A 24451-nucleotide genomic window follows, 5' to 3' on the forward strand; every position below is an offset into this window, starting at 1 on the left:
TTGCTGCGCCCTGCGGCCGGGCTGGCGGGCCCGGTTGTGGTCCGTGCTGCTGCCGCTCGTACCCGTGGGGGTGTCCTCGGCCGTCATGCTGCGCCCCTGGGGAGAGCCGAGACGGACCGACGATCTCGTCGGGTACTTCGGTGTGTACGTCCTGGGGATCACCGTGCTGCCCTGGGTGCTGGGGTACGGGGTGACGCGGGTGGTGCGGGCGGTGAAGGCCGCTCGGGGTCGGGGTGCCAAGGGGGGGGCGGCGAGGCGGACGCGGAAGGGGCGGACGCGGAAGGGGGGGGGGGGGGGGGGGGGGGGGGGGGGGTGGTTGGGGGGGGGGGGGGGGGGGGGGGGGGGGAAGGGGGGGGGGGGGGGGGGGGGGGTGGGCCCCCCCCCCCCCCCCCCGGGGTGGGGGAGAGGGCTACTTCGGGTCGCGGTCGAAGGAGGACTTCGACCAGAAGTAGCCGAGCACGGAGAGGGCGAGGCACCAGCCGAGGGCGAACCAGCCGTTGTGGCCGATCTCGGTGCCGAGGAGCAGGCCGCGGAGGGTCTCGATGGCGGGGGTGAAGGGCTGGTACTCGGCGATGGGCTGGAACCAGCCGGGCATCGCGTCGATCGGGACGAACGTGCTGGAGATCAGCGGCAGGAAGATCAGCGGCATCGCGTTGTTGCTCGCCGCCTCGGGGTTCGGGCTGACCAGGCCCATGCCGACCGCGATCCAGGTCAGCGCCAGGGCGAAGAACGCGAGCAGTCCGAAGGCCGCGAGCCATTCGAGGGCCGTGGCGTCCGTGGCGCGGAAGCCGATCGCCACGGCGACGCCGCCGACGAGGGCCACGCTGACCACGCACTGCAGCACGCTGCCGATGACGTGGCCGATGAGCACCGAGCCGCGGTGGATCGCCATCGTGCGGAAGCGGGCGATGATGCCCTCGGTCATGTCCATGGAGACGGAGACCGCGGTGCCGATCGTGGTGCTGCCGATCGTCATCAGGACCAGGCCCGGGACGAGGTACGCGATGTAGTCGGAGCGTCCGGCGCCGCCCATGCCCGCGCTCATCACGTCGCCGAAGACGTACACGAAGAGCAGCAGCAGCATGATCGGCGTGAGCAGCAGGTTGAGCGTCATCGACGGGTAGCGCCGGGCGTGCAGGAGGTTGCGGCGCAGCATCGTGGACGAGTCGCGCACGGCGAGGGAGAGGGTGCTCATCGGACGTTCTCCTTCGACTGGTCGGCCGGGCCGGTCTGGCCGGTCTGGCCGGTCTGGTGGGGCTGGTGGGAGTGGTCGGGGTCGTCGTTGCCGGTGAGGGCGAAGAAGACGTCGTCGAGGTCGGGGGTGTGGACGGTGAGTTCGTCGGCCTCGATGCCGGTCGAGTCCAGCCAGTCGAGGATGGCCCGGAGTTCGCGCTGGCTGCCGCCGCTGGGGAGCTGGAGGGTGAGCGAGTCGTCGTCGCGGGTGACCTCGCGCAGCGCGGTGGCGGCGGCGCGGTAGGTGTCGGGGTCGGTGAAGCGGAGTCGTACGTGTCCGCCGGGGATGAGGCGCTTGAGTTGTTCGGCGGTGCCTTCGGCGGCGATCTTGCCGTTGTTGAGGACGGCGATGCGGTCGGCGAGTTGGTCGGCTTCTTCGAGGTATTGGGTGGTGAGGAAGACGGTGACGCCGGTGGTGACGAGTTCGCGGATGATCTGCCACATGTTGTGGCGGGAGCGGGGGTCGAGGCCGGTGGTGGGTTCGTCGAGGAAGATGACGCGGGGGTCGCCGACGAGGGTCATGGCGATGTCGAGGCGGCGTTTCATGCCGCCGGAGTAGGTGGAGGCGGGATTCTTGGCGGCTTCGGTGAGGTCGAAGCGGGCGAGGAGTTCGGTGGTGACGCGGCGGCCTTCCTTCTTGGGGAGGTGGTGGAGGTCGGCCATGAGGAGCATGTTCTCCTCGCCGGTGATGAGGCCGTCGACGGCGGAGAACTGGCCGGTGACGCCGATCGCGGAGCGGACCTTCTGGGCGTCGGTGGCGAGGTCGTGGCCCGCGATCTGGGCCTGGCCGGCGTCGGCGCCGATGAGGGTGGAGAGGATCTTGACGGCGGTGGTCTTGCCGGCGCCGTTGGGGCCGAGGAGGGCGAAGACCGATCCGGCCGGGATGCGGAGGTCGATGCCGTCCAGGACCACCTTGTCGCCGTAGGACTTGCGCAGGCCGATGGCGGAGATGGCGGTGGGCGGGAGTTGATCACCGGGTCGGGTGGGCATGGGCATGACAGAAGAAGGCATGAGGCCCTCCAATCGAGGGGTGAAAGCGGGGGTGAGGAGGGGCGTTGAGCGGCGCGGGGGCTGAGGGGGTGGTGGTGCTCAGGCCTTGGCGCGGCGGATGTCGATGTTGCCCCAGTTGCTGCGGGCGCGGACCTTGACCGTGTCCTCGGTCGCGTCCGGCGCCTCGGCGGAGGCGAGCGTGTTGCGGACCTGGCCGCGGTGGGAGCTGACGTCGAGCCAGGCGGCGGTGCCCTGGCGGATGCCGACCTCGATGGAGCCGTTCGAGGTCTCCAACTGGACGGTGCCACGGGCGACGTCGGCGACGCGGAGGAAGCCGTGGGTCGCGGTGCCGGTGACCGAGGACTCGGCGCGCATGATGTCGATGCCGCCGTTGGCGCCGCTGACGCGCAGTTCGCCGGTCACGACGTCGACGGTGGTGGCGCCGTGGGAGTTCTTGAGGACGGCGGGGCCGTCGATCGTGCCGATGCGTACGTTGCCGCTGCTGCTGGTGATCTCGGCGAGGCCCTCGACGCGGTCGATGACCGTCGAGCCGTGGGACGCGTTCAGCGTCACCGGGCCGGTGGTGTCGAGGCGGACGTCGCCGGCCGTGGTCTTCACGCGGACCTCGCCGAGCCGGCCCTCGCCGAGGATGTTGGCCGCGGCGCCGTTCACGTCGATCCGCGAGCCCGAGGGCAGGTCGACCGTCACGTCGACGGTTCCGGCGCGTCCGAGCAGGTTGGCCTTGGGGGTCCTGACGGTCAGCACGCCGCTCGCGTACGTCACCTCCGTCTGCTCGGCCGCCCGGACGTCCAGGTCCTTCTTCGCGACGCGGGGCCGCACTTCGACGACGGTGTCGTGACGGTCGCTCGCGGTGAACTGGATGGAACCGGTGTACACGTACGCGTTGACGGTGATCGGTGCGGGAGTGTCGAAAGAAGGCATGGCTGTCCCGTCCTCTTGGGTCTTCGGATCGTCCCCGCTGGTGGGACGTGGTGTGGGCGACGTGATGCGGGGCAGGGGCGCGCCTGCCGCCGGGCTAGCGGACCCAGCCCGTGATGCTCTGTCCGGCGGACTGGGCCTTCTGCGTCGACTGCGGCTGGGTGCCGCCGCCGACCGCGGCCGAGACGGCCCGTACCAGCCACGCGTTGACCGACAGGCCCTCGCGCGCGGCCGCCTCCTCGGCGCGGATCTTGAGGTGGGCCGGGAGGCGCAAGTTCACTCGGGCCGTGCCGCCCTCGTCGCCCTCGGCGGGCGCAGGCGCCGGGAGCGCCTCGGTGGGCACGGCGGGTTCGGCGGGGGTGCTGTCTCCGGTCGGCGGCAGCGTCACCACGAAGTCGGGGTCGAGGCCTCGGAGTCGTACGTCGACGGATCCGGGAGCGAGTTCACGCGTGATCTCGTCCGTCGCCGCGGACAGCACGTTGAGCATCGTCAGGCGGGCCGCCGACTCCAGGGGCGCGGTCAGCCTGTCCGCCAGCTCTCGTGCTTCCTCGCCGCCGGCCTCGGCGGCCACCGCGAGTTCGCGGCGGAGGGTGTCGACATACGGGGTGAGGTCCATGACGCCATCATGGCACCACCTTGGCGCCATGCGCAAGCGCTGAGGGCGTCTTGGGTGGGATGAAGTGCTGCGGGGTGGCGCTGACCTGGGGGAATTGGGTGATGGGGGGTTGTGGGGGAGTGGCGTCGGGGGGTGTGGGGGGATGCTGGGTGGCATTGGGTGGCGCCATCTGGTGCCACGTGGTGCCATGTGGCGCCATAGCGTGGCGCCTGGTGGTGCCGGTGGTTGCCGGGTGGTGCCGGTGGTGTCTGGTCTGGTGGTGCGGGTCAGTCCTTCGGCGGCGGGGGTTCGGTGAGGAGTCGGCGCTTCACGTGGGCGTAGTCGGCGAGGGCTTGTGGGTCGCCGCGGTGGTAGGACGTCCAGAATCCCGGGCGCTGCCACCTGGCGTCCGCGAGGCGGGTGTGGCCGTCGGTGGTGACCAGGGTCCAGTCCGGGGGGATGTGGCCGTCGACCGTCTCGAAGTCGGCGTGGTCCCAGAGGAGTCCGGGGTCGGGCGTGTCGGGGCCCATGACGCGGATCTGGCAGTCGATGTCGTACGCGACCAGCTCCAGGACCGGGTAGACGCCGCCCACGCGGATCCCGTCGTACTCGGCGACCGGGACGTCGGCCGCGGGATGGATGATCTGCCGGCATCTGACTCTCATGGGGGGAGTCTCGTTCCTCTGGGGGCTGCGGTCGAGATCTAGGTCGGGCGGCTTGTTCGGAGAACAGTTCCGATATATCGTTGAGGCATCGCGACAGTTCGACGATGAATCACGATGGAAGGAGCGTTGCGATGCGTTCACATGGACACGAGTACGGAAACGGACACGGGGCCGGACGTGGGGGCTGCGGGCCTCGTGGGGAGTTCGAAGGACGGCGGGCCGCGTTCGGGCCGTTCGGGCCCGGGTTCGGGGGCGGTCCCTTCGGGGGTGGCCCGTTCGGCGGGCGCGGGCGTGGCGGAGGCCGGGGGAGGGCGCGGCGCGGAGACGTGCGGGCGTCGATCCTGGCGCTGCTGAAGGACCGGCCGATGCATGGGTACGAGATGATCCGCGAGATCGGCGAGCGGAGCGAGGGCGCGTGGAAGCCCAGCCCCGGTTCGGTCTACCCGACCCTTCAGATGCTGGAGGACGAGGGGCTGATCACCAGCGCGAGCGAGGGCGGCAAGAAGCTGTTCACGCTCACCGACGCGGGGCGCGCCGAGGCCGAGGAAGGGTCGGAGGCTCCGTGGGAGGAGGCCGGGCGCGGGGTCGACTGGGAGGCCGTGAACGAGATCCGGCAGGCCGGCTTCGGTCTGATGGAGGCGTTCGGGCAGGTCTGGAAGACCGGCACCCCCGAGCAGCGGCAGAAGGCGGTCGGCGTGATCAACGAGGCCCGCAAGAAGCTGTACCTGATCCTGGCCGACGAGCACTGAGGCGTATACGGGAAGGGCCCCGCGGCGGTGTGCCGCGGGGCCCTTCCGGGTGTGCGGGTCAGACGACCAGACCTGACAGCTTGCGGAGGGACTCGGTCAGGGCCGCCGTCGCCGAGTCCTTCAGCTTGCCCGCCATCAGGGAGACCGCCGCACCGGTGAACTCGCCGTCGATCCGCACGGTCGTCGCGTCGCCGTCGGCCGCCAGCGAGTAGCGGGTGGTGACGATGACGCCCATGGGGCCCTTGCCCTTGATGGCGAAGGCCCGCTCGGACTCCAGTTCCTCGATGGTCCAGAGGACCTCGGCGGGGAAGCCCATCAGCTTCATGTTCTCCGTGAAGGTGGCGCCGGCCTCCAGGGGGGCGGGGCCGCCGTTCGGGAAGCTGGTGTGGGTGGCGTTCCATTCGCCGTACGCGGTGAAGTCCGTGAGCTGTGCCCAGACCTTCCCCGCCGGCGCCTCGATCCGTGCCTCCGCGCTGACTTCGGCCATGAGACCACCCCTTCACGCGTGCCAACTGGGTTCCGGTGTCGCGGAACGTAGCGGGGCGGCCGCGAACATTCAATACTGATGAACCGTCAGTTCTGCGGCGGCCGGTCCCGCGCCGTCGCCGATCCACCAGATCTCCGAGGCGTCGAAGCTGTCCGAGGCGCGGGGCGCCCCGTCCTCCTCGTGGCAGTGGAACGCGGCCCAGAACAGGTCGGCCGGCAGCGCTTCCCGGGGTGCGTACACCCGGTACACGTACTGCCGCCCGTCGACTGAGAGCAGAGCCACCATCCAGAACACGACCGGTGAGACGTGCCGGCGTGGGGTCGTGGTTGCAACAGGGGCGCAAAGCAAGGCGGCGCGCGCCCCTCGGGGAAGATCGGCGCGATCTCATCCGGAAGGAGGAGGAACCGCGCACCCGTGCCCAACTCCGGTGGGATGCGGACATGCTTCTCGCCGGTGATGCTCCGGCCGCGCCCGCCTGATGAGGTGAAAGGGTGCACGATCCCGTCCCGCTCCCTCCGCCCCTCCGGCAGCCCATCGCCCTGCGCGCCGAGCTCGCGTCCTTCCTGACGCCCTCGCTCGCCGCGGTGGTGACGGGCGCGCGCCGCAGGGCGCTGCGCGACGGGGACCGCCAGATCGACACCGCGCACCTCCTCCACGCGCTCCTCGAATCCGACCCCGAGGCCCGCGCCGCCTTCGCGGACGGCGCCAAGCTCGCCCGCGTCCTCGGCTATCTGGTCCAGCGGTCCATCGGATACGGCCTGCGCTGGCAGCGTTCGGTCGAGGACTCCGGGGCCCACCGCCTGCTCCCGGTCCTCCGTGGCGCCGAACCCCAGGGCGCCCGGGCCTCCGGCTGGTCGCCCGCGGCGGCCGTCGCCCTGGAGAGCGCGTTCCGGCGGGCCGCCGAGCGCGGTGAGGAGCACGCGCGGGGCCTCGATCTGCTGGCCGTGATCGCGGCCGACCCGGAGAGCCGCGCCGTGGAGGTGCTGCGGCGGGCGGGGGTCGATCCGGCCGGCCTCGCGGGCGGGACCGGCGGTCAGGCCGGCCTCGCGGGCGGGACCGGCGGCGGTCCGGTCGAGGGAGACGGCTTCGTCCACGCGCGCGTGGACGGCGAGTTGGACCTCCCCGGGGATGTTCGCGCAGGCACGCGCGGTGAGGGCGCGTCTCAACAGGTGTAACGGGGGTTACGCACCTGACGGCGTCCTGTCATCATGGCCCGATGCACGCGTCTCAGGGGAGAAGCGCCGGCCTGGGACTTGCCCTGGCATCGGCCTTCGCATTCGGTGGTTCGGGAGTGGCGGCGAAGCCGCTGATCGAAGCGGGACTCGACCCGCTCCATGTGGTGTGGCTCCGGGTCACCGGCGCCGCGCTCGTCATGCTGCCCGTGGCCTGGCGCCACCGGGATCTCCTGCGCCGCAAACCGGCCCTCCTCGTGGGCTTCGGCCTCCTCGCCGTCGCCGGTGTCCAGGCCTTCTACTTCGCCTCGCTGTCCCGGATACCCGTCGGCGTCGCGCTGCTCATCGAATACCTCGCGCCCGCCCTCGTCCTGGGCTGGGTCCGGTTCGTCCAGCGCCGCCCGGTCACCCGCGCCGCCGCGCTCGGGGTGATCCTCGCCGCCGGCGGTCTCGCCTGTGTCGTGCAGGTCTGGTCGGGGCTGAGCTTCGACCTCCTCGGCCTGCTCCTCGCGCTCGCCGCCGCCTGCTGCCAGGTCGGCTACTTCGTCCTCTCCGACCAGGGCTCCGACGAGGCGGGGCAGGCCGATCCGCTGGGCGTCATCGCGTACGGACTGCTCGTCGGCGCACTCGTCCTCACGGTCATCGCCCGCCCGTGGGGCATGGAGTGGTCGCTCCTCGGCGGTCACGCCGACATGGACGGGACCAGCGTGCCCGCGTGGCTGCTGCTCGGCTGGATCGTGCTGATCGCCACCGTCCTCGCGTACGTCACCGGGGTCATCTCGGTGCGCCGTCTCTCGCCGCAGGTGGCGGGTGTCGTGGCCTGCCTGGAGGCCGTCATCGCGACGGTCCTCGCCTGGGTGCTGCTCGGCGAGCACCTGGAGGCGCCGCAGATCATCGGCGGTGCGGTGGTGCTCGTCGGTGCCTTCATCGCGCAGTCGTCGACGCCGAAGGCGGCCCTGGCCGAGCCGGTCGCCGGTTCGGGCACAGAAGCTGAGGCCGGGGCTGGAGCCGGAGCCGCGGTCGGTGCCGTGGTCGCCGGGGTCGGTTCCGGGGGTGACGAGGGTGCCGCGGGGCAGGAATCTCGGTTGTCGGGCGAGCGGGCCGCGCCGTAGGGTGCCGGTCATGCATTCGACCGTGCTGCCGCCTCCCGCCGCCTAGCGCGCCGGGACACTCCTCGACGAAGACCGGGCTCGGGCGGGCGACTCCTCGCCCCCGAGCGGTTCGTCGCTGCCCGCGCGCGGACTCCAGCGACCACCTTTCCCTCCTGTCTTCCACGGAGAAGTCACGTGTCGAACTCCTCGGGATCCGCCCTGTCCGTCGGGCGGAGCCTGCTCTATCTGATCGTCGCCGGAATCGCCTGGGGCACGGCCGGTGCGGCCGCCTCACTGATCTTCAGGGTCAGCAACATGGGGCCGCTCGCCCTGTCGTTCTGGCGCTGTGTCGGCGGCCTCGTCCTCCTGCTCGGCGCGCTCGCGCTGCGGCCGCGGCGGGGCCGGGCCCGTACCGCCGGTGAGCCGCGCGGCCGGCGTACGGCCCGCATCCTCGGTACGGGCATCGGGCTGACCGTCTTCCAGAGCGCGTACTTCGCCGCCGTGCAGGCCACCGGTCTCGCGGTCGGCACGGTCGTCACCCTCGGCGCCGGGCCCGTCCTCATCGCGGTCGGCGCCCGGCTCGCCATGGGGGAGCGCCTCGGGCGCGGCGGGATCGCCGCCGTCGTCGGGGCGCTGGCGGGGCTCGCCGTGCTCGTCCTCGGCGGCGGCGCGGCGGAGGTCAGGCCGCTGGGTGTCGTCCTCGCGCTCGTCTCGGCGGCCGGATACGCGGCGATCACCCTGCTCACCCGGTGGCTCGGCAGGGACGGCGGCGGTACGGACGCCCTGGCGACCACTACCTGGGCCTTCGCGATCGGGGCCGTCGGGCTGCTGCCCGCCGCGCTCGCCGAGGGACTCGTACCGCACACCGACGCGCCGGTGAGCGTGGTGCTGCTCCTGGTCTACGTGGCCGCGGTGCCGACGGCGCTCGCGTACGCGCTGTACTTCGCGGGGGCCGCCGTCGTCCGGGCCGCCACCGTGTCCGTGATCATGCTGCTCGAACCGGTGAGCGCGGCCCTGATCGCCGTCTCGCTCCTCGGTGAGGAGCTCACGGCGGCGATCGTCCTCGGGACGCTGCTGCTGCTCGCCGCCGTCACGGGTCTCGCGTTCGCCGAGGCCCGGACGGCGGTGGAGGAGCGCAGGCGGGAGGCGGCGGTGGCGGCGGCGGTCTAGTACGCCCGCCGCGTGTACGGGGGGTGCGGGAGGGGTGGGGGGCTTGGTGGCCCGCACCCCTCCGGGCCCTGCGGCGTCAGCCGGTGGCGCGGCGGCGGAGCTGGTGGGAGCGGGCGGCCGGGTCGCGGGGGCCGGCGCGCTCGGCGAGCCGGTCCGAGACGCGGGTTTGGACGTCGAGCGGTTTGTTGCCCGCGTACTTGAACTTGGCGCGGACCTCGGTCACCTCCAGGTCCAGGACCCGGATGCCCGGGAGCAGGCGGCCGAAGGGGGCCTCGCCCGGGGTGACGGGGGCGGTGCCGCCGTCGGGCTGGAAGTGGGCGACCTGGCGGTCGAGGAGCTCGGCCTTCTCCGCCGGGTCGTCGACGACGCGCGCGGTGCAGCGCAGCTGGACGGCCGCGTAGTACGAGGTCGGGGTGCCGTGTGCGGGAGGCGCGCCCTCGGGGGCCGTCCACGTGCCAGGGACGTACACGTAGTCGTCGACCACGCTCAGGAGCACCGACGGGTCGGCCTCCAGGGCCCGCCACAAGGGGTTGGGGCGGGCGAGGTGGGCGAGCGCGCGGCCGTACGGGCCGGGCTCGGAGTCGTACCGGAAGTGCAGCGGCTGGACCCAGGGCGGGTCGCCGGGCAGGCCGTTGACGGCGAGCTGGCCGAAGTCGTGGCGGGAGAGCCACTCCCGCCACTCGGCCTCGTCGTGGGCGGCGTCCCACGGGTGGATCAGCATCGTTCCTCGTCCCTTCCCTCTCCCGCTCCTGTTTACAGGGTGGTGAGGTAGTCGGGCAGGGCGACGGCCGGGTCGAGGTCGGCGGCGGGGATCGGCGCGCCGTAGCCGGTCTGTACGGGGATGACGCCGGCCCAGTGGGGGAGGCCGAGGTCCTCGGGGTCGTCGTTGGGGCCGCCGGTGCGGACCTTCGCCGAGACCTCGTCCAGGTCGAGCCGGATGACGGCGGTGGCGGCGAGCTCCTTGGCGTTGCCCGGACGCGAGTCGGCGGAGCGGCCGGGGACGACGTGGTCGACGAGGGCGTCGAGGGCGGTGCGCAGCTCGTCCGGGTCGGTCACCTGGTGGGCGGTGCCGTGGACGACGACCGAGCGGTAGTTGAGGGAGTGGTGGAACGCGGAGCGGGCGAGGACCAGGCCGTCCACGTGGGTCACGGTGAGGCAGACGGGCAGACCGGGGGCCTTCACGCCGTCGCCCGCCGCGCGCAGCGGGCGCGAGCCGGTCGAGCCGTGGACGTACAGGCGGTCGCCGACCCGGCCGTACAGCGTGGGGAGCACGACCGGCGCGCCGTCGCGGACGAAGCCGAGGTGGCAGACGTACGCCTCGTCGAGTATCGAGTGGACCAGGGCCTTGTCGTAGGAGGCCCGCTCCCGGGAACGGGTGGGGACGGTCCGGTCGGTGGGCGCGTAGGTCTCGGCGGCGGCGGTCATTGCGTACTCCATTGCACTAGTGCATAATCTCTTTTGTGCTAGGAGAGTATCGGATCGAAGGTCGTCGCGCATCGGAGATCGCCGCCAGCGTCGAGCGGGGAGTCGGCACCGGAGCCCTTGAGCCCGGCCAACTCCTCCCGCCGATGCGGGAATTGGCCCAATCGCTCGGTGTGAACCCGAATACGGTCGCCGCCGCCTACCGCACCCTGCGCGAGCGCGGTGTCATCGAGACGGACGGACGGCGCGGCAGCCGGATCCGCCCGCGGCCCGCCACGACCGCGCGCGGCTCCATCCGCGTCGACGCGCCCGCCGGCGTCCGGGACATCAGCAACGGCAGTCCCGACCCCGCCCTGCTGCCCCCGCTCGACGCCGCCTTCGCGTCGGTCGCGCGCGACTACGCCGAACGCCCCGGGCTCTACGGCGAAGCCCCCGTCGACGAGGAGTTCGGCCGGCTCGCCCGCGCCGCCTTCGACGCGGACGGCGTGCCGGACGGTCCCGTGGGCGTCGCCTCCGGCTCGCTCGACGCCGTCGAACGCGTCCTCGCCGTCCACCTCAGGCCCGGCGACGCCGTCGCCGTCGAGGACCCCGGCTGGGGCAGCCTCCTCGACCTCGTCCCCGCGCTCGGACTCCGCCCGGTGCCGGTCGCCGTCGACGACGAAGGCCCCCTGCCCGAGGAGGTCGAGCGCGCGATCCGCCAGGACGGGGCGCGCGCCGTCATCGTCACCGACCGGGCGCAGAACCCCACGGGCGCCTGCGTCACCGCCGACCGGGCCCGCGCGCTGCGCCGCGTCCTCGCCGCCCACCCCGACGTCCTGCTCATCGAGGACGACCACGGACACGGCATCGTCTCCCAGCCCCTGCACCCGCTCGCCGGCGTCTCCGACCACTGGGTGCTCGTCCGTTCCGTCGCCAAGGCGTACGGCCCCGACCTGCGCATCGCCGCCTTCACCGGCGACGCGGAGACCGTCGACCGCGTCCTCGGCCGTCAACAGCTCGGCCCCGGCTGGGTCAGCCGCCTCCTCCAGCGTGCCGTCGCCCACCTCTGGGCCCACCACGCCGTCGACCCCGCCGTCGTCGCCCGCTCCTACGGCAGGCGTCGCGACGGCCTCGTCCGGGCCCTCGCCCGCCGCGGTGTCGTCGCCCACGGGCGCGGCGGCATGAACGTCTGGATCCCCGTCGCCGACGAGACCGCGGTGGTGGGGCGTCTCATCGCCGCCGGGTGGGCGGTCGCGCCCGGTGCGCGATTCCGCATGAACGCGGGGCCGGCGGTGCGGGTGACCGTCTCGGGACTCGCGGTGTCGGAGATCGAGGGCTTGGCGGAGGCCGTGGCGGGAGCGGTGCGGGTGGGGCCGGTGCGGAGCTGGGGGTGAGGGGAGTGAGGGGGCTTGCGGGCTGAGGGGGCTTGCGGACTGAGGGCTCGGGGCTCAGGTACGGGTCGCCGGTTCTCGGCTGGGGGTGCGGGTGGCGGTGACGCCGGTGGTGAGGGGGCTGGTCGGGGTTCGGGGGCGGGTGGGGGACTGGGTGAGGGCGGCGCCGGCGAGGACGATGAGGGCGCCGACGGGGGTGTTCCAGGCGAGGTGTTCGTCGAGGAGGGCGACGCCGGCGGTGGTGGCGATGACGGGGATGAAGTAGGTGACCATCGAGGCGGTGGTGGGGCCCACCTCGGCGACGACGCCGTACTGGAGGAGCATCGCGTAGCCGGTGCCGAGGGCGCCGAGGGCGATGACGGCGAGGAGGGGCAGGAGCTCGATCGAGTCCGGGAGGGTGGTGAACCAGGGCGTGACGAGGGCCAGTTGGAGCGTGGCGAGGCCCACCTGGGAGGTCGCGAGGGAGAGGTGGGAGGCGCCGGTGCGGGCGAGGGTGCGGCGGACGTAGATCCAGCCGACCGCGTAGCTGAAGGAGGCCAGGAGGGCGAGGGCCGTGCCGGTGACGTCGAGGCCGGAGAAGCCCTGCCAGGCGCCGAGGACCGTGAGGACGCCGACGAAGCCGATGCCGAGGCCGGCCGCGCGGACCCGGGTGGGGCGGTCCTCGGAGAGGGCGACGAGCGAGAGCACCATGCCCCAGAGGGGCGTCGTGGCGTTGCAGATGCCCGCGAGGGTCGAGGGGATCGTCAGCTCCGCGTACGCGAAGAGCGAGAACGGCAGGGCGTTGAGGAGGAAGGCCGCCACGGCGAGGTGGCCCCAGACGCGGGCGCCGCGCGGGAGGCGGTCGCGCTTGACGACGAGGGCGGCGGCGAGGACCACCGTGCCGAACAGGAGCCGCCCGAAGGTGACCTGGAACGGCGCGAAGCCCTCCGTACCGACCTTGATGAAGAGGAAGCTGAAGCCCCAGATCAGGGCCAGGGCGCCGAAGCGGACGCGCCAGTCGAGCAGGCGGGAGGTACGGGCGGTGGGCGGGGCTGCGGGGCTCATGTACTCAGGGTGACCGGCGCCATCTCTTAGGACAAGCGAGAATTCCTCGACCCCTTCCCTTAGTATCGCTTACATGTTGAACCTGGAGCGCCTGCGCACCCTCGACGCCGTCGCCCGCCACGGCTCGGTCAGCGGCGCCGCCGACGGGCTGCACGTCACCACCTCGGCCGTCTCGCAGCAGCTGTCCAAACTGGAGCGCGAGGTCGGCCAGCAGCTCCTCGCCAAGAACGGCCGCGGCGTACGGCTCACGGACGCCGGGCTGCTGCTCGCCGAGCACGCCGCCCGCATCCTCTCCCAGGTCCAGATGGCCCAGGCCGACATCGAGGCCCAGCGGGGGCAGGTCGTCGGCGAGGTGCGGGTCGCGGCCTTCCCGACGGCGGCCCGCGGGCTGTTCCCCGCCGCACTGGCCGCCCTCCGCGACGGGCACCCCGAGCTCCGGGTCCGTACGACGGAACTGGAACCCGAGCAGGGCGTGCGCGCGGTGCTCCGCGGCGACGCCGACCTCGCGCTCGTCCTCGACTGGAGCAACAAGCGCGCACCCGTGCCCGGCGGACTGGAGCGCGCCCACCTCCTCGACGACTCCGCCGACGTCGCCCTGCCCGCCGGGCACCCGCTGGCCGGCCGTGAGTCCGTCGACCTGGAGGACTTCGCCGACGAGGAGTGGGTCTCCTGGCCCGAGGGCGAGTTCTGTCACGACTGGCTGATGTTCACCCTGCGGTCCCAGGGCATCGAGCCCCGCATCGGGCACCTGGCGGGGGAGCACCACACCCAGCTCGCGCTCGTCGCCGCCGGCCTCGGGATCTGCGTCACGCCACGGCTCGGCCGGCCGCTGCCGGACGGCGTCGTCTTCGTTCCCGTACGGCAGAAGGTGCGGCGGCACATCTACGCCACCTGGCGCGCCGACGCGGGCCGCCGCCCCTCCGTGCGCGCGGTCGTCGGGGCGCTCCGGTCGGCCGCCGAGCCCCTGCGGAGCTGAGGGCGGGTTCTCAGAGTCCCGCCAGTTTTCTGAAGTCCCATGAGGCGATGGCGTCGGGGGTGAGGCGGAGCCAGGCGTGGCGGCCGTCGTGGGGCATGGTGTCGAGGCCGAAGTTCTTGGTGGCGAAGAGGCTTTCGGGGGCGTCGAGTTCGGGGCAGGGCTCGCCGGTGCGGGGGGCTTCGCCGACGAAGACGGCGGTGCCGGAGAGCTCGACGCCGCGGAGATCGCCGTACTCCTCGCCGTCGTCGATGACGACGGCGATCCGCGGGTCGGCGCGCAGCTCCGCCCAGCGGCGGCTGCGGGTGATCGAGTACAGCCAGAGCGAGGTGCCGTCCCAGGCGAACCAGAGTGCGCTGACGTGCGGGCGGCCGTCGGCTGAGACGGTCGCGACGCGGCAGGTGCGCTGTTCGGCGAGGAAGGAGTCGAGCTCGGCCGGGGTCATCATGATCCGGCGTCCACGGCGCTGTGCGACGGTCATCGTCCGCACCCTTCTGGATTTCTGATGAGACGTCAGAAAGCATGGGGGGCCATCCGCGCGCGTGCAAGGGGGAGACCATGGGGCAGAGTTCGTCGGAACGGCTCGGGGAGCGGATCCGCCCGGACGGCGGTGTCGTCCTGCTCACCGTCGAGTGCCAGCGAGGGGTCGTCGGCCCGGAGAGCGCGCTGCCCGAACTGGCCACCGCGGCCCGCAGGTCGGGCGCGCTCCGGAACGTCGCCCGGCTCGTGGCGGCGGCCCACCGGGCCGACGTCCAGGTGATGCACGCCGTCGCCGAGCGGCGCCCCGACGGGCGCGGGGCCAGTACGAACGCCCGGCTGTTCCGGGCCGCGGGCCGGCTGCCCGTACAGCAGCACAGCGGAAGCACGGCGGTACGGATCGCCGAACCGATCGAGGTCGCCGACGAGGACCTCGTGGTCCGGCGGCTGCACGGACTCTCGCCGCTCGCCGGCACCGACGTCGACGCGCTGCTGCGCAACCTCGGCTGCCGGACGCTGATCGTCACGGGCGTCTCCGCCAACGTCGCCATCCCCAACGCGGTCTTCGACGCCGTGAACCTCGGCTACACGGTGGTCGTGCCCGGGGACGCCATCGCGGGGGTGCCGGCCGACTACACCCCCGCGATGATTCGTCACACCCTCGCCCTCGTCGCCACGATCACCACGACGGACGAGGTCCTCGACTGCTGGAAGGCCCCCCGCGGTGCGGGGCGGCCCGGACCGGGCGTCAGCCGAGGCTGATCGCGTCGCCCACCACCTGGATCGGGGTGGGCGGCAGGGCGGAGGGCGCCGGGCCGGACTTCACGCTGCCGTCGTTGACGTCGAAGTGGCTCTGGTGGCAGGGGCAGATGATGGCGCCGTCCTTGACGGCGCTCACGGCGCAGCCCGCGTGGGTGCACTTCGAGGAGAAGGCCTTGAACTCCCCGGCCTTCGGCTGGGTGATGACGAGCCCCTGGTCGGCGAGGACCTTGCCGCCGCCCACCGGGATGTCCCCGGTGCGGGCGAGTGTGGCGCCCTCCGCTTCCGTGTTCTTCTCGTCGGTGCCGCCGCCGCAGGCGGCGAGTGCCGCCACCAGGCCCGCGCTGCCCGCCGCCGCGACGACCGTCCGGCGTGCCACTCCGCTCATGTACTGCCCCTTTTCCCTCGGTGCGCTGGTGTCCGGCCCTGACGGTACGGCTGTGAGCTGTGTCCCGTTCACAGGTTGGCGTCTTCGGCTGCCTTACAGTTCCCAGTAGAGTGTCGGAAGTTGGACATCGGTCGATGAAAGTGTCCAGCCCCGGTGAACCCGGGGCCCGACACCGCCGGGACGGGGGTCACACGGATGCCGACGCCTTCGGTCAGCGCCCACCACGTACGGGCCGTGCTCCTCGGGGCGGAGCGACGCGGGGTGGCCGTGGCTTCGCTGCTCGCCCGGGCCGGGCTGCCCGCCGCGCTCGTCGAGGAACCCCGCGCGCGCGTACCGGCCGAACAGTTCGGGCAGCTCGTCAGGATGCTCTGGGCCACGCTCGACGACGAGCTGATCGGCTTCGGCGGAGCGCCCAGCAAGGTCGGCACCTTCGCGATGATGGCCCACGTCGCCGTCCACGGCAGCCGAGACCTGCGCGAGGCGCTCCGCCGCTGCCAGACCTTCTACTCCCTCTTCCCCGCCGGGCCGCGCTTCCGCCTGGTGGAACCGGAGGTGGGAGGCGGCGGCGAGTCCGACGAGGCCCGCATGGAGTTCGACGTGTCCGCCTACGACGACCCGCTCCACTTCGGCGCGGAGTCCACCGTGCTCGTCGCGCACCGCTTCGCCGGCTGGCTCATCCGGCGCCGGATCGGACTGCGACGCGTCGAGTTCGCGCACCCCGAACCGCGCCACGCCGGGGAGTACGCCCTGCTGTTCGGCGCTCCCCGGGTCTTCGGCGCCGGGCGCACCGCCGCCGTCTTCGACCGGGCCGACCTCGACGAACCGGTCCTCCGCGACGCGGCGGCGCTCAAGGTCTTCCTCCGCCGCGCCCCGGTCGACGTGCTCGTCTGCGCCGATTACGGGAGTACGGCCACGGGCCGGGTACGGCACCTCATCGGGCGGGCCCTGCCGGCCGGGCCGGTGCCGACGCCCGAGCAGCTGGCCGACCGGCTCTCCGTCAGCCCGCAGACCCTCCGCCGTCAACTGGCCGCCGAGGGGACCACGTACCAGCGGCTCCGCGACCAGGTGCGGCGGGATCACGCCATCGCCGAACTGACCGGCGGCCGTGTCTCCATCGAGCGGCTCTCCCGCCAGCTGGGCTTCTCCGAACCCAGCGCGTTCCACCGGGCGTTCCGGCGGTGGACCGGCGAGACGCCCCGGGCCTACCAGGCCCGGCCCCGGGCGGTGGCGGCGGAGGCGGGTCCGCGCGGTCAACAACCCTGAGCGGTACGGTCACAGTCGCCGTCCGCGGCCCGTCCTACCGTCCCGCCATGACCGAAATCGACCGGTCCGGCGGCGCGCGACGGCCCCCGGACCCCAAGGGCCGCCGGTGAGGCCGCGCCAGGTCGCCGGTGCCGTGCTCGGGGCCGGGGTCCTGCTCTGTCTCGTCGCGGGAGTGGCCGTGACCGCCCTCGGGGTGCGGGTCGACGGCACGAGCATGGCGCCCACGCTCCACCAGGGCGACCGGATCCTCGTCGCCCCGGGGTCGGCGGGCGAGGCCCGCCGGTTCGACGTGGTGCTGCTGCGGGCCACCGGCAGGGACGCGCTGCTCGTCAAGCGGGTGATCGGGCTGCCGGGCGACCGGGTCGCCGTCGTGTCCACGCCGGACGAGCCCTTCCAGGTCCTCCTGCAGGAGGGCGGCCGGGGGCCCGTCTACCGGGTGGTGGCGCCGCAGTGGACGGACCGGGTCCGGCGTACGGGCGCCTGCTGCGGGCCGGACGGCAGCCGGTCGGCGCGGGCCGGGCTGCGGACCGTGCCCGAGGGCGCGTTCTTCTATCTGGGCGACAACCCCGACCTGTCGGACGACTCGCGGATGTACGGCTGGGGTGAGATCGGGCGCGTCGAGGGAAGGGTCGGGCTGCGGGCCTTTCCCGTCACCTCGGCGCGGGAGATCGGCAACCGGCCGGTCCTGGAGGAGTACCGGGGGCCGAGCCCGTGAAAGCTACTCGGGGAGCTTCTCGTGGCCGGTGCTCAGGGCGACCCGGACCACGGTGTCCGCGACGCGGCGGGCCGACGCCTCCGGTGAGGGGCCGGCCTGGACGATGTGACTGGCGGTCAGCCGGACGGCGGCGTCGACGGCCAGTTCGCGGGCGGAGGGGTCGACGGTCGGCCAGGCCTCGGTGACGTAGGCGTCGGCCATCGCCGTCGCCGTCTCGAAGGCCGCCGCCGAGCGGGTGGTCAGATAGGGGAGGAGTCCGTCCTCGCCGGTGCTGGTCAGCATGGCCTTGATCAGCGGATTGCGGCCGGCCAGCGTGAGGGTGAAGCCGACGGCCGCCTCGACCGCCGCGTGGAGGTCGTCCCGGTGCGCGTCCAGGCCCTCCTGGATGCCGACGAGGCAGCGCTCAAGCTCGCGCTGGAAGAGCGCCTCGCCGACCGCCTCCTTGGAGGCGAACTCCGAGTACAGCGTCTGGCGGCTGACGCCGACCGCCCCGGCCAGGTGCGCCATGCGCAGCTTGTCGAAGCCGCGGTCCGCGACCGCCTCGTACGCGGCGTCCAGCAGGCGCTCGCGCAGCAGTGTCCGGACCGTCTCCCTGAACCGTGGCATCGGGCAAGCCTAGACCAGCGCAAAAATCCCGACCCTTGTCCAAACTGTTGACACTCCGTCTAAGAGTGTCCAATTCTCGAACAGGCAGCCGCGAAGTGTCATTCGACCAGTGCGGCACGACGGTTGGAGATCCCATGCAGAACGAGAACAGAGGCGTCACCCGCTGGCGCAGATCCGCCTTCCTGGCCCTGCCCGCGAGCGCCGCCGTCGCGGCGATGGCCACGGCGATGGTCCAGGGCGCGCTCGCCGCGAACCTCTCGCTGACGAGCGTCCCCTTCGTCCTCAGCTCGAAGACCGTGGCCGCGCCCCAGGGCATCGGCGCCGTCATGCACACCATCGACGCCGGCGGGGCCAAGGGCGCCGCCGAGGTCGGCATCGCCAAGGCCGGACTCGACGGCATCTGCGTCCACGCCGTCCAGTCCGTCAACCTCCCGGTGATCGGCAACCTCGGCACCTGGTCGCTGAACATCTCCTCGCCCGCCGCGGCGACCCCGCTCACCAGCGACCAGCTCGTCGCGGGCGCCGGACTCCAGGCGAACAAGCTCGTCCTGGACGCCCAGTCGCTCAAGGCCGCGACGGCCACGCTCAACGCCAGCGACGCCACGCCGAACACCATCGGCGCCGCCGCCGACGCCGCCGCCATCAAGGGCACCGGCATCAACGACGGCACCCCCGGCCAGTTCGGCCTGGACGCCACCGGTGGCCGCACGGACATCAAGAACCTCAACGCCGACGCCAACGGCGCCACGATCTCCGGCGCGATCACCCTGCCCGACCTCGCCATCGGCATCGCCCACGGCGACAAGGGCTGCTGACCGGCACCCGTATCCGCACCGCACCGCATCCACCGCCCGTACGGGCCGGGACTCCGCGCGACCGGTACGCGCGCGCGGGGCCCCGGCCCACCCCCCGACCCATCGCTGTGAGGCCGCCATGACCATCGATCCGCCACCGGAGCCCGGAGACCCGACCGAGTCGACCGAGCCGTCCCCGCAGCCCGCCCCCGGCCGGCCGCGCCGCGCCCGCCTCGCGTTCCGCCGCTGGCGCCGCACCCGGCCGTTCTGGGCCGCGCTCTGGACCGGGACCGGCGGCTTCGTGATCTTCTTCCTGCCGATGGCGCCGCTCGGCAAGATCCTCCAGGTCGGCGTCGGAGGGATCGCCGGAATGGCCGGCGGGGTCGTCCTGATGGCGATGGCCCTGCTGATCCTGCTGCTGCCCGGCCAGCGTCACACCGCCGGGGTCATCGCGGTGATCGCGGGCGTCGCGTCCTTCCCCCTGTCCAACCTCGGCGGCCTCTTCGTCGGGATGATCCTGTCCGTCCTCGGCGGCTCCATGGCCTTCGCCTGGCTGCCCGAGAAGCCCGCACGCAAGCGCGGCCCGCTGCGCCGCGGCCGCCGGACCGCCGGCGGAACGCCCGTACCCCCCGTGTCCGTTGGGAGCGGATCCGTATGACACGCATGACCGGCCGCATCGGCCCGTCCCTCACCCTCGTGCGCACCAGCGGCCCGCGGGCCGTCGCCGACTGGAACGCCCGGATGCTCGCCGAGGCGGCCGACGGCACCCGGCGCGGCACCCGCTGGGGGCGCGGCGCGCTCGCCTTCGTCCCCTCGGTGCTCGCCATCGGCGCGCTCGGCACCGCCCTCGCGCAAGGCGCGCTCGCCGCCAACTTCAGCGTCACCGGGGAGCCCTTCACCCTGACCTCCAACGGCGTCGCGGGCACCGGCTTCGGAGCCATCGTCAACACCCCGGCCGTGGGCCGCCCGGACGGCACGTCGACGACCAACACCGCCATGGCGCGCGTCGGTTTCGCGAGCGCCGGGCTCGCCGGACTGTGCGGCATCGTCCACCAGACGATCGCCGGAGTGCCGTACTCGCTGCTCCTGACCGGCGGCCAGAAGGTGACGGCCACCCCGCCGGCCACCTTCACCACGGACATCGACGCGTCGAACCTCTACATCCAGGCCACGGAACTCCAGGCGTACGGCCCCACCACCCTCCAGAACGCGGTGCTCGGCCAGTCCGCCGACCAGGTCACCGTGGCCGGAAAGCCGCTGACGGGCGCGCTGCCCGGCGGGTTCGGGCTCGGCTCGGCGGGCGGCGAGGGCGGCAGCTCCATCAAGCTGCACGGGCTCAACGCCACCGCCTACGACGCCGAGATGGCCGGGGCGCTCGTGCTGCCCGACCTGAAGATCAGGGTCGTCGCGGGATCGGCCACCACATGCTGAGCCGGGCGAAGGCCGCGTACCGCTGGTTCCGCGCCTTCCGCCGCACCCGCCCGTTCTGGGGCGGGGTGTGGCTGGTCGCGGGAGGCTGGACCGTCCTCAAGTTCTCCTTCAGCTCGCTCCAGCTGATCGTCAGCACCGGCTTCGGGGGAGTGGCCGGCTACCTCGTCGGCGGCGGGATGATCCTCTGCGGGCTCATCCCGATCGCCCTGCCCGCCCAGCGGTACACCTTCGGGCTCATCGGCGCGGTGCTCGCGGTCGTCTCGCTGGTCGTCTCCAACCTCGGCGGATTCCTCCTCGGCATGGCACTCGGAGTCCTCGGCGGTTCGATGCTGGTCGGCTGGGGCGCCAAACGCCCGCGCCGGGCCCGTGCGGCGGTGGAGGGGTGACCCGCCGGGCACGGCGCAAGGCGGTCGCGCTGCCCGCCGCCCTGGCGCTCGCGGTCGCCACCGCCGTCTGGTCGGGACAGCCCAGCAGCGCCTCCGCTCCGAGCGCCGCGCCCGAACCGCTGGGCGTCCCCTTCCTGCCCTCGCCCGACCCGCTGCACGTCACCATCGACAGCATGGTCGCCGTCTCCATGACCGTGGACAAGAACGTCACGATCCGGCTCTCCGACGGCACGACGCGGACCACCACCCAGTACACCTTCACCAAACTCAAGATCCGCTCGCACATGAACGTCACCCAGCGGGCGGCCGGGCACACCGTCACCATCGACGTGCCCGGGGAGGGCTCCCTCGGCGGGTACGACAGCGCGGGGAACCCCGAGACGACCACCATGTGGGGGAACATCACCAACGTCTGCGTCCGGGTCCTCGTCAAGATCTGCGGGGTCCAGGGCCTGCTCGACTTCTTCGGCTCCTTCATCCCCCTCACCGCCGGGGCCGAGGACTTCGCCGGCGACATCTACGCGATCCGCACCGTCGACGACCACGCGGCCCTGAACTCCACCGACAACCCCGTCCACCTCCCCGGAACCATCACGGTGACCACCCCATGACCCCCGACCGCCACCCCGGCGAAGGACGCACCCACTGGCGCCGTTCCCTCGCCGTCGCCGTGCCCGCGCTCGCCGCCGCCGGCGGCATCGGCTCCGCCATGGCCACCGGAGCGCTCGCCGTCGGCCTCCAGATCCAGGACCGGCCCGTCGACTTCACCACCAGCAGTCTGTACGGGACGCAGTACGCCGCGGCCGTCGTCGACCAGGCCGTCGTACGGCCCGACGGCACCACCGCGACCGTACGGGTGCTCCGCATGGGCTTCGCCGACGGCATGCTCAACGGCCTCTGCCTCAGCCAGCGCCAGCAGATCGCGGGAGCCACGTACACGCTGCTCCTCACCCTCGGCGACGACAACCCCGGCTCCTGGGAGATCAGGACCAAGAACACCGTCCTCGACCTGCGCGCCGCCACCGGCGTCCTCGACATGGACGGGGTCGTCGACCTCAACGTCAACGGCGCCGACGTGAAGACCGTCAAGGACGCCACCGGCGCGTACGTCGTCAACCCCCTGAACAGCCCGCAGCACCGCTTCGGCATCCAGGCGCGCTACGCCAAGTTCGACCGGATCGTCGGCACCGCCCAGGACTTCCAGATCCCCGGCCTCCTCACCACCCCCCGACTCAAGCTCTCCGTCCGCCCCGGCACCGTGAACTGCCCCGCCCCGGCCGCCCCCACCGGCACCCCGGGCACGCCGTAGATCCCGCCGTAGATCCCCTGGCGCGCGTCGGCGTTCCGGTGCATCCGTCCGTGCCACCGGCACGGAAGTATGGCCGTGACCCACTCGACCGATGACCGAAGCCCGGGAAGGACGCCATGACCGTCTCCGTCGTCCTGTACACCTCCGACCTGCGCGTCCACGACCATCCGCCGCTGCGCGCGGCGGTCCGGGCGGCCGACGAGGTCGTGCCCCTGTTCGTACGGGACCCGGCCGTGGACCGGGCGGGATTCGCGGCGCCCAACCGGCTCGCCTTCCTCGCCGACTGCCTGGCCGATCTCGACGCCGGGCTGAAGCAGCGGGGCGGGCGGCTCGTCCTGCGGTCAGGGGACACCGTGGACGAGGTGTGCGCGGTGGTCCGGCGCACGGAGGCCGGCGAGGTCCACCTCGCCGCGGGACACACGGCGTTCGCCCGGAGCCGGGAGGAGCGACTGCGGCGGGCCCTGGAGTCCGACGGGTGCCGCCTGTACGTCCACGACGCCGTGACCTCCGTCGTACCGCCCGGAGACATCACCCCCCAGGGCTCCGACCACTACGCCGTCTTCACCCCCTACTTCAGACGCTGGTCCGCCGAACCGCTCCGGGCGCCCCTCGCCGCCCCCCGGTCCCTCCGCGTGCCCCCCGACCCGCGCTCCGACGCGCTGCCCGCCCGCGCCTCCGTCACCGGCGTCTCCGAGGGCCTCGCCACCGGCGGGGAGACGGAGGGACGCCGGAGACTGAGCGCCTGGCTGCTGCGGCACGCCGACGCCTACGAGACCGGCCACGACGACCTCGCGGGCGACACGACCTCCCGCCTCTCCCCGTACCTCCACTTCGGCGCCCTCTCCGCGACCGAGGCCGTCCACCGGGCCCGCGCCCGCGGCGGCCCCGGCGCCGAGGCCTTCGTACGCCAACTCTGCTGGCGCGACTTCCACCAGCAGGTCCTCGCCGCCCGCCCCGAAACCGCGCTCGACGACTACCGGCCACGGCTCGACCACTGGCGGCGCGGCAAGGAAGCGGAAGCCGACCTCCAGGCCTGGCAGGAGGGCCGCACCGGCTATCCCGTCGTCGACGCCGCCCTCCGCCAGCTCGCCCACGAGGGCTGGATGCACAACCGCGGCCGGCTGCTCGCCGCCTCCTTCCTCACCAAGACCCTCTACCTCGACTGGCGCGACGGCGCCCGCCACTTCCTCTCCCTCCTCGTCGACGGCGACATCGCCGCCAACCAGCTCAACTGGCAGTGGGTCGCCGGCACCGGTACCGACACCCGCCCCCACCGCGTCCTCAACCCCGTCCTCCAAGCCCGCCGTTACGACCCCGACGGCGCCTACGTGCGCCGCTGGGTCCCCGAACTCGCCGCCCTCCCCGCCCCCTCCATCCACGAACCCTGGCGCCTCCAAGGGCTCGACCGAGCCGCCTACGACTACCCCGACCCCCTCATCGACCTCGCCGACGGCCTCGGCCGCTTCCGCCGAGCCCGGGGCCGCGACTGAGCTCAGGGCCGTGGACTCCGTCGCCTTCGGTTCCTGGCCGCTGTCAGTGGCCGCGCGGTGGCCGCCGGCCGTAACACGGGGGCCGTATCCGGCGGCCCCGGTGACCTGACAGACTGCGGGTCCGATGCCCGGCTTCCCGTGGGGGAGCGGACCGCCGAGGGCGGGGAGCGGCAGGAGATCGAGGGAGGGCGCATGGCGCAGCGGCCCGGTGACGGGGCCCGCACGGCGGCTCGCACCAGCGGGGTGGCCGGGCGATGACGAGGTGTCGGACGCGCCGGGCCGAGGGGGGCCGGGCCGAGGGGGGCCGGCTGGTCGTGCGCAGTGCGCCGGGGGTGCCCGGCGCGGCCGTTCTCGTGCTGCACGGAGGGCGGGCCGACGCGATGGAGCCGCCGCCGGCGCTGAATCTTCCCGCGCTGCGGATGAGGCCCTTCGTCACGGCCGTGACGCGTGCGGTCCGGGGGCGGGACGTCCTGGTCGCCGAGGTGAGGTACGAGCGACGCGGCTGGAACGGGGAGCGGGCCGACGCGGCGCGGGACGCGGAGGCCGCGCTGGCACGGCTGCGCAAGGAGGTGGGGCCGGTGCCCGTCGTGCTGCTCGGGCACTCCATGGGAGGCCGCGCGGCGCTGCGTACCGCCGGAGATCCGGCCGTCCGCGGGGTCGTCGCCCTCGCGCCCTGGTGCCCCAGCGGCGAACCCGTGGACCACCTCGGCGGGCGCAGGCTCTACCTCCTCCACGACGAGGCGGACCGCGTCACCTCGGCCCGTGAGTCCTGGGACTTCGTCCGGCGGGCGCGGGCCGCGGGCGCCGACGCGGCCGGCATTCCGATGCCGGCCGGAGGCCACGCGATGCTCCGGGGCGCGGGCGTGTGGCACCGCCGCGCGGCCGAACTCACCGCCGCGCTGCTCTCCCACGGCTGAGGCGACCGGGACCGCT

General features: G+C 73.3%; 30 protein-coding genes. 17 read left to right on the forward strand and 13 right to left on the reverse strand.

Features of this window, described 5'->3' with window-relative positions; translation table 11 throughout:
* Nucleotides 1–409: 409 nt before the first annotated feature.
* The 5 genes from ACZ7G1_RS34840 to ACZ7G1_RS34860 all read right to left on the reverse strand — a co-directional run bounded on the left by ACZ7G1_RS34840 (nt 410) and on the right by ACZ7G1_RS34860 (nt 4422).
* On the reverse strand, nt 410–1195 hold the full coding sequence (locus ACZ7G1_RS34840; RefSeq protein WP_470879125.1) for an ABC transporter permease: 786 nt from the start codon (nt 1193–1195) through the stop codon (nt 410–412).
* Nucleotides 1192–2244, reverse strand: a complete 1053-nt coding sequence (locus ACZ7G1_RS34845) for an ATP-binding cassette domain-containing protein (protein WP_470879124.1) — start codon at nt 2242–2244, stop codon at nt 1192–1194. The genes ACZ7G1_RS34840 and ACZ7G1_RS34845 overlap by 4 nt, the downstream gene beginning before the upstream one ends.
* A gap of 78 nt (nt 2245–2322) precedes the next feature.
* Nucleotides 2323–3165, reverse strand: a complete 843-nt coding sequence (locus tag ACZ7G1_RS34850; protein ID WP_470879122.1) for a DUF4097 family beta strand repeat-containing protein — start codon at nt 3163–3165, stop codon at nt 2323–2325.
* Nucleotides 3166–3259: 94 nt separating this feature from the next.
* Nucleotides 3260–3778, reverse strand: coding sequence for a hypothetical protein (locus ACZ7G1_RS34855; protein ID WP_470879120.1), 519 nt, complete (start codon nt 3776–3778; stop codon nt 3260–3262).
* A gap of 266 nt (nt 3779–4044) precedes the next feature.
* A complete protein-coding gene (locus ACZ7G1_RS34860; RefSeq protein WP_470879118.1) occupies nt 4045–4422 on the reverse strand; it encodes a hypothetical protein in 378 nt (125 codons plus the stop codon).
* Between the two features lie 131 nt (nt 4423–4553).
* On the opposite strand from ACZ7G1_RS34860, the gene ACZ7G1_RS34865 reads away from it, so the two are divergent.
* Nucleotides 4554–5171 (forward strand): PadR family transcriptional regulator, encoded by a 618-nt coding sequence (locus ACZ7G1_RS34865; protein WP_470879116.1) that lies wholly within the window; start codon nt 4554–4556, stop codon nt 5169–5171.
* A gap of 58 nt (nt 5172–5229) precedes the next feature.
* On the opposite strand, the gene ACZ7G1_RS34870 is transcribed toward ACZ7G1_RS34865, so the two are convergent.
* Both ACZ7G1_RS34870 and ACZ7G1_RS34875 read right to left on the reverse strand, forming a co-directional pair.
* Nucleotides 5230–5658: a type II toxin-antitoxin system Rv0910 family toxin gene (locus tag ACZ7G1_RS34870; RefSeq protein ID WP_470879114.1), complete on the reverse strand. Its 429-nt coding sequence runs from the start codon at nt 5656–5658 to the stop codon at nt 5230–5232.
* A 69-nt stretch (nt 5659–5727) separates the two neighbouring features.
* The gene (locus tag ACZ7G1_RS34875) at nt 5728–5952 is read right to left on the reverse strand and encodes a hypothetical protein (protein ID WP_470879112.1); all 225 of its coding nucleotides are present in this window, start codon (nt 5950–5952) and stop codon (nt 5728–5730) included.
* Between the two features lie 239 nt (nt 5953–6191).
* Between ACZ7G1_RS34875 and ACZ7G1_RS34880 the strand changes: the two genes are divergently transcribed.
* The 3 genes from ACZ7G1_RS34880 to ACZ7G1_RS34890 all read left to right on the forward strand — a co-directional run bounded on the left by ACZ7G1_RS34880 (nt 6192) and on the right by ACZ7G1_RS34890 (nt 9091).
* Nucleotides 6192–6833 carry a Clp protease N-terminal domain-containing protein gene (locus ACZ7G1_RS34880; protein ID WP_470879150.1) on the forward strand — a complete coding sequence of 214 codons (642 nt, stop codon included), beginning with the start codon at nt 6192–6194 and terminating at the stop codon, nt 6831–6833.
* 41 nt (nt 6834–6874) lie between these two features.
* Nucleotides 6875–7942: an EamA family transporter gene (locus tag ACZ7G1_RS34885; RefSeq protein ID WP_470879110.1), complete on the forward strand. Its 1068-nt coding sequence runs from the start codon at nt 6875–6877 to the stop codon at nt 7940–7942.
* Nucleotides 7943–8116: 174 nt separating this feature from the next.
* Entirely contained in the window at nt 8117–9091 is a 975-nt protein-coding gene (locus ACZ7G1_RS34890) for a DMT family transporter (RefSeq protein WP_470879108.1), read from the forward strand.
* Between the two features lie 76 nt (nt 9092–9167).
* On the opposite strand, the gene ACZ7G1_RS34895 is transcribed toward ACZ7G1_RS34890, so the two are convergent.
* Complete coding sequence (locus ACZ7G1_RS34895) at nt 9168–9812, reverse strand: FMN-binding negative transcriptional regulator (protein ID WP_470879107.1); 645 nt, start codon at nt 9810–9812, stop codon at nt 9168–9170.
* Nucleotides 9813–9844: 32 nt separating this feature from the next.
* Nucleotides 9845–10516, reverse strand: a complete 672-nt coding sequence (locus tag ACZ7G1_RS34900; protein WP_471204381.1) for a pyridoxamine 5'-phosphate oxidase family protein — start codon at nt 10514–10516, stop codon at nt 9845–9847.
* A 35-nt stretch (nt 10517–10551) separates the two neighbouring features.
* On the opposite strand from ACZ7G1_RS34900, the gene ACZ7G1_RS34905 reads away from it, so the two are divergent.
* Nucleotides 10552–11886: an aminotransferase class I/II-fold pyridoxal phosphate-dependent enzyme gene (locus tag ACZ7G1_RS34905; RefSeq protein WP_470879105.1), complete on the forward strand. Its 1335-nt coding sequence runs from the start codon at nt 10552–10554 to the stop codon at nt 11884–11886.
* A 54-nt stretch (nt 11887–11940) separates the two neighbouring features.
* Here the strand turns inward: ACZ7G1_RS34905 and ACZ7G1_RS34910 are convergent, their stop codons facing one another.
* Nucleotides 11941–12927: a DMT family transporter gene (locus tag ACZ7G1_RS34910; protein WP_470879104.1), complete on the reverse strand. Its 987-nt coding sequence runs from the start codon at nt 12925–12927 to the stop codon at nt 11941–11943.
* A 73-nt stretch (nt 12928–13000) separates the two neighbouring features.
* On the opposite strand from ACZ7G1_RS34910, the gene ACZ7G1_RS34915 reads away from it, so the two are divergent.
* Nucleotides 13001–13903 carry a LysR family transcriptional regulator gene (locus tag ACZ7G1_RS34915; protein ID WP_470879102.1) on the forward strand — a complete coding sequence of 301 codons (903 nt, stop codon included), beginning with the start codon at nt 13001–13003 and terminating at the stop codon, nt 13901–13903.
* 10 nt (nt 13904–13913) lie between these two features.
* On the opposite strand, the gene ACZ7G1_RS34920 is transcribed toward ACZ7G1_RS34915, so the two are convergent.
* Entirely contained in the window at nt 13914–14381 is a 468-nt protein-coding gene (locus ACZ7G1_RS34920) for a pyridoxamine 5'-phosphate oxidase family protein (RefSeq protein ID WP_470879101.1), read from the reverse strand.
* 77 nt (nt 14382–14458) lie between these two features.
* On the opposite strand from ACZ7G1_RS34920, the gene ACZ7G1_RS34925 reads away from it, so the two are divergent.
* Nucleotides 14459–15139 (forward strand): cysteine hydrolase family protein, encoded by a 681-nt coding sequence (locus ACZ7G1_RS34925; RefSeq protein WP_470879100.1) that lies wholly within the window; start codon nt 14459–14461, stop codon nt 15137–15139.
* Here the strand turns inward: ACZ7G1_RS34925 and ACZ7G1_RS34930 are convergent.
* Nucleotides 15126–15524 carry a Rieske (2Fe-2S) protein gene (locus tag ACZ7G1_RS34930; protein ID WP_470879098.1) on the reverse strand — a complete coding sequence of 133 codons (399 nt, stop codon included), beginning with the start codon at nt 15522–15524 and terminating at the stop codon, nt 15126–15128. The genes ACZ7G1_RS34925 and ACZ7G1_RS34930 overlap by 14 nt on opposite strands.
* Before the next feature lie 195 nt (nt 15525–15719).
* Here ACZ7G1_RS34930 and ACZ7G1_RS34935 point away from each other — a divergent pair, with 195 nt between their 5' ends.
* Both ACZ7G1_RS34935 and lepB read left to right on the forward strand, forming a co-directional pair.
* Nucleotides 15720–16787, forward strand: coding sequence for an AraC family transcriptional regulator (locus ACZ7G1_RS34935; protein WP_470879096.1), 1068 nt, complete (start codon nt 15720–15722; stop codon nt 16785–16787).
* A 106-nt stretch (nt 16788–16893) separates the two neighbouring features.
* Entirely contained in the window at nt 16894–17502 is a 609-nt protein-coding gene (gene lepB, locus ACZ7G1_RS34940) for a signal peptidase I (protein WP_470879094.1), read from the forward strand.
* Between the two features lie 3 nt (nt 17503–17505).
* On the opposite strand, the gene ACZ7G1_RS34945 is transcribed toward lepB, so the two are convergent.
* Complete coding sequence (locus tag ACZ7G1_RS34945) at nt 17506–18108, reverse strand: TetR/AcrR family transcriptional regulator (RefSeq protein WP_470879092.1); 603 nt, start codon at nt 18106–18108, stop codon at nt 17506–17508.
* A gap of 134 nt (nt 18109–18242) precedes the next feature.
* Here ACZ7G1_RS34945 and ACZ7G1_RS34950 point away from each other — a divergent pair, with 134 nt between their 5' ends.
* The 8 genes from ACZ7G1_RS34950 (at nt 18243) to ACZ7G1_RS34985 (ending at nt 24435) form a co-directional block, all read left to right on the forward strand.
* Nucleotides 18243–18923, forward strand: a complete 681-nt coding sequence (locus ACZ7G1_RS34950) for a DUF6230 family protein (RefSeq protein ID WP_470879090.1) — start codon at nt 18243–18245, stop codon at nt 18921–18923.
* Nucleotides 18924–19041: 118 nt separating this feature from the next.
* Entirely contained in the window at nt 19042–19560 is a 519-nt protein-coding gene (locus ACZ7G1_RS34955) for a DUF6114 domain-containing protein (RefSeq protein ID WP_470879089.1), read from the forward strand.
* On the forward strand, nt 19557–20333 hold the full coding sequence (locus tag ACZ7G1_RS34960) for a DUF6230 family protein (protein WP_470879087.1): 777 nt from the start codon (nt 19557–19559) through the stop codon (nt 20331–20333). Before ACZ7G1_RS34955 ends, ACZ7G1_RS34960 begins: the two co-directional genes overlap by 4 nt.
* Complete coding sequence (locus ACZ7G1_RS34965) at nt 20327–20719, forward strand: DUF6114 domain-containing protein (protein WP_470879085.1); 393 nt, start codon at nt 20327–20329, stop codon at nt 20717–20719. Before ACZ7G1_RS34960 ends, ACZ7G1_RS34965 begins: the two co-directional genes overlap by 7 nt.
* Nucleotides 20716–21330, forward strand: a complete 615-nt coding sequence (locus ACZ7G1_RS34970; RefSeq protein WP_470879084.1) for a hypothetical protein — start codon at nt 20716–20718, stop codon at nt 21328–21330. Before ACZ7G1_RS34965 ends, ACZ7G1_RS34970 begins: the two co-directional genes overlap by 4 nt.
* Nucleotides 21327–22028: a DUF6230 family protein gene (locus ACZ7G1_RS34975; protein WP_470879082.1), complete on the forward strand. Its 702-nt coding sequence runs from the start codon at nt 21327–21329 to the stop codon at nt 22026–22028. The genes ACZ7G1_RS34970 and ACZ7G1_RS34975 overlap by 4 nt, the downstream gene beginning before the upstream one ends.
* 116 nt (nt 22029–22144) lie before the next feature.
* Entirely contained in the window at nt 22145–23518 is a 1374-nt protein-coding gene (locus ACZ7G1_RS34980; protein ID WP_470879080.1) for a cryptochrome/photolyase family protein, read from the forward strand.
* Between the two features lie 254 nt (nt 23519–23772).
* Nucleotides 23773–24435, forward strand: coding sequence for an alpha/beta fold hydrolase (locus ACZ7G1_RS34985; protein WP_470879078.1), 663 nt, complete (start codon nt 23773–23775; stop codon nt 24433–24435).
* Nucleotides 24436–24451: the final 16 nt, after the last annotated feature.

This window comes from Streptomyces sp. NPDC037273, assembly GCF_055603625.1.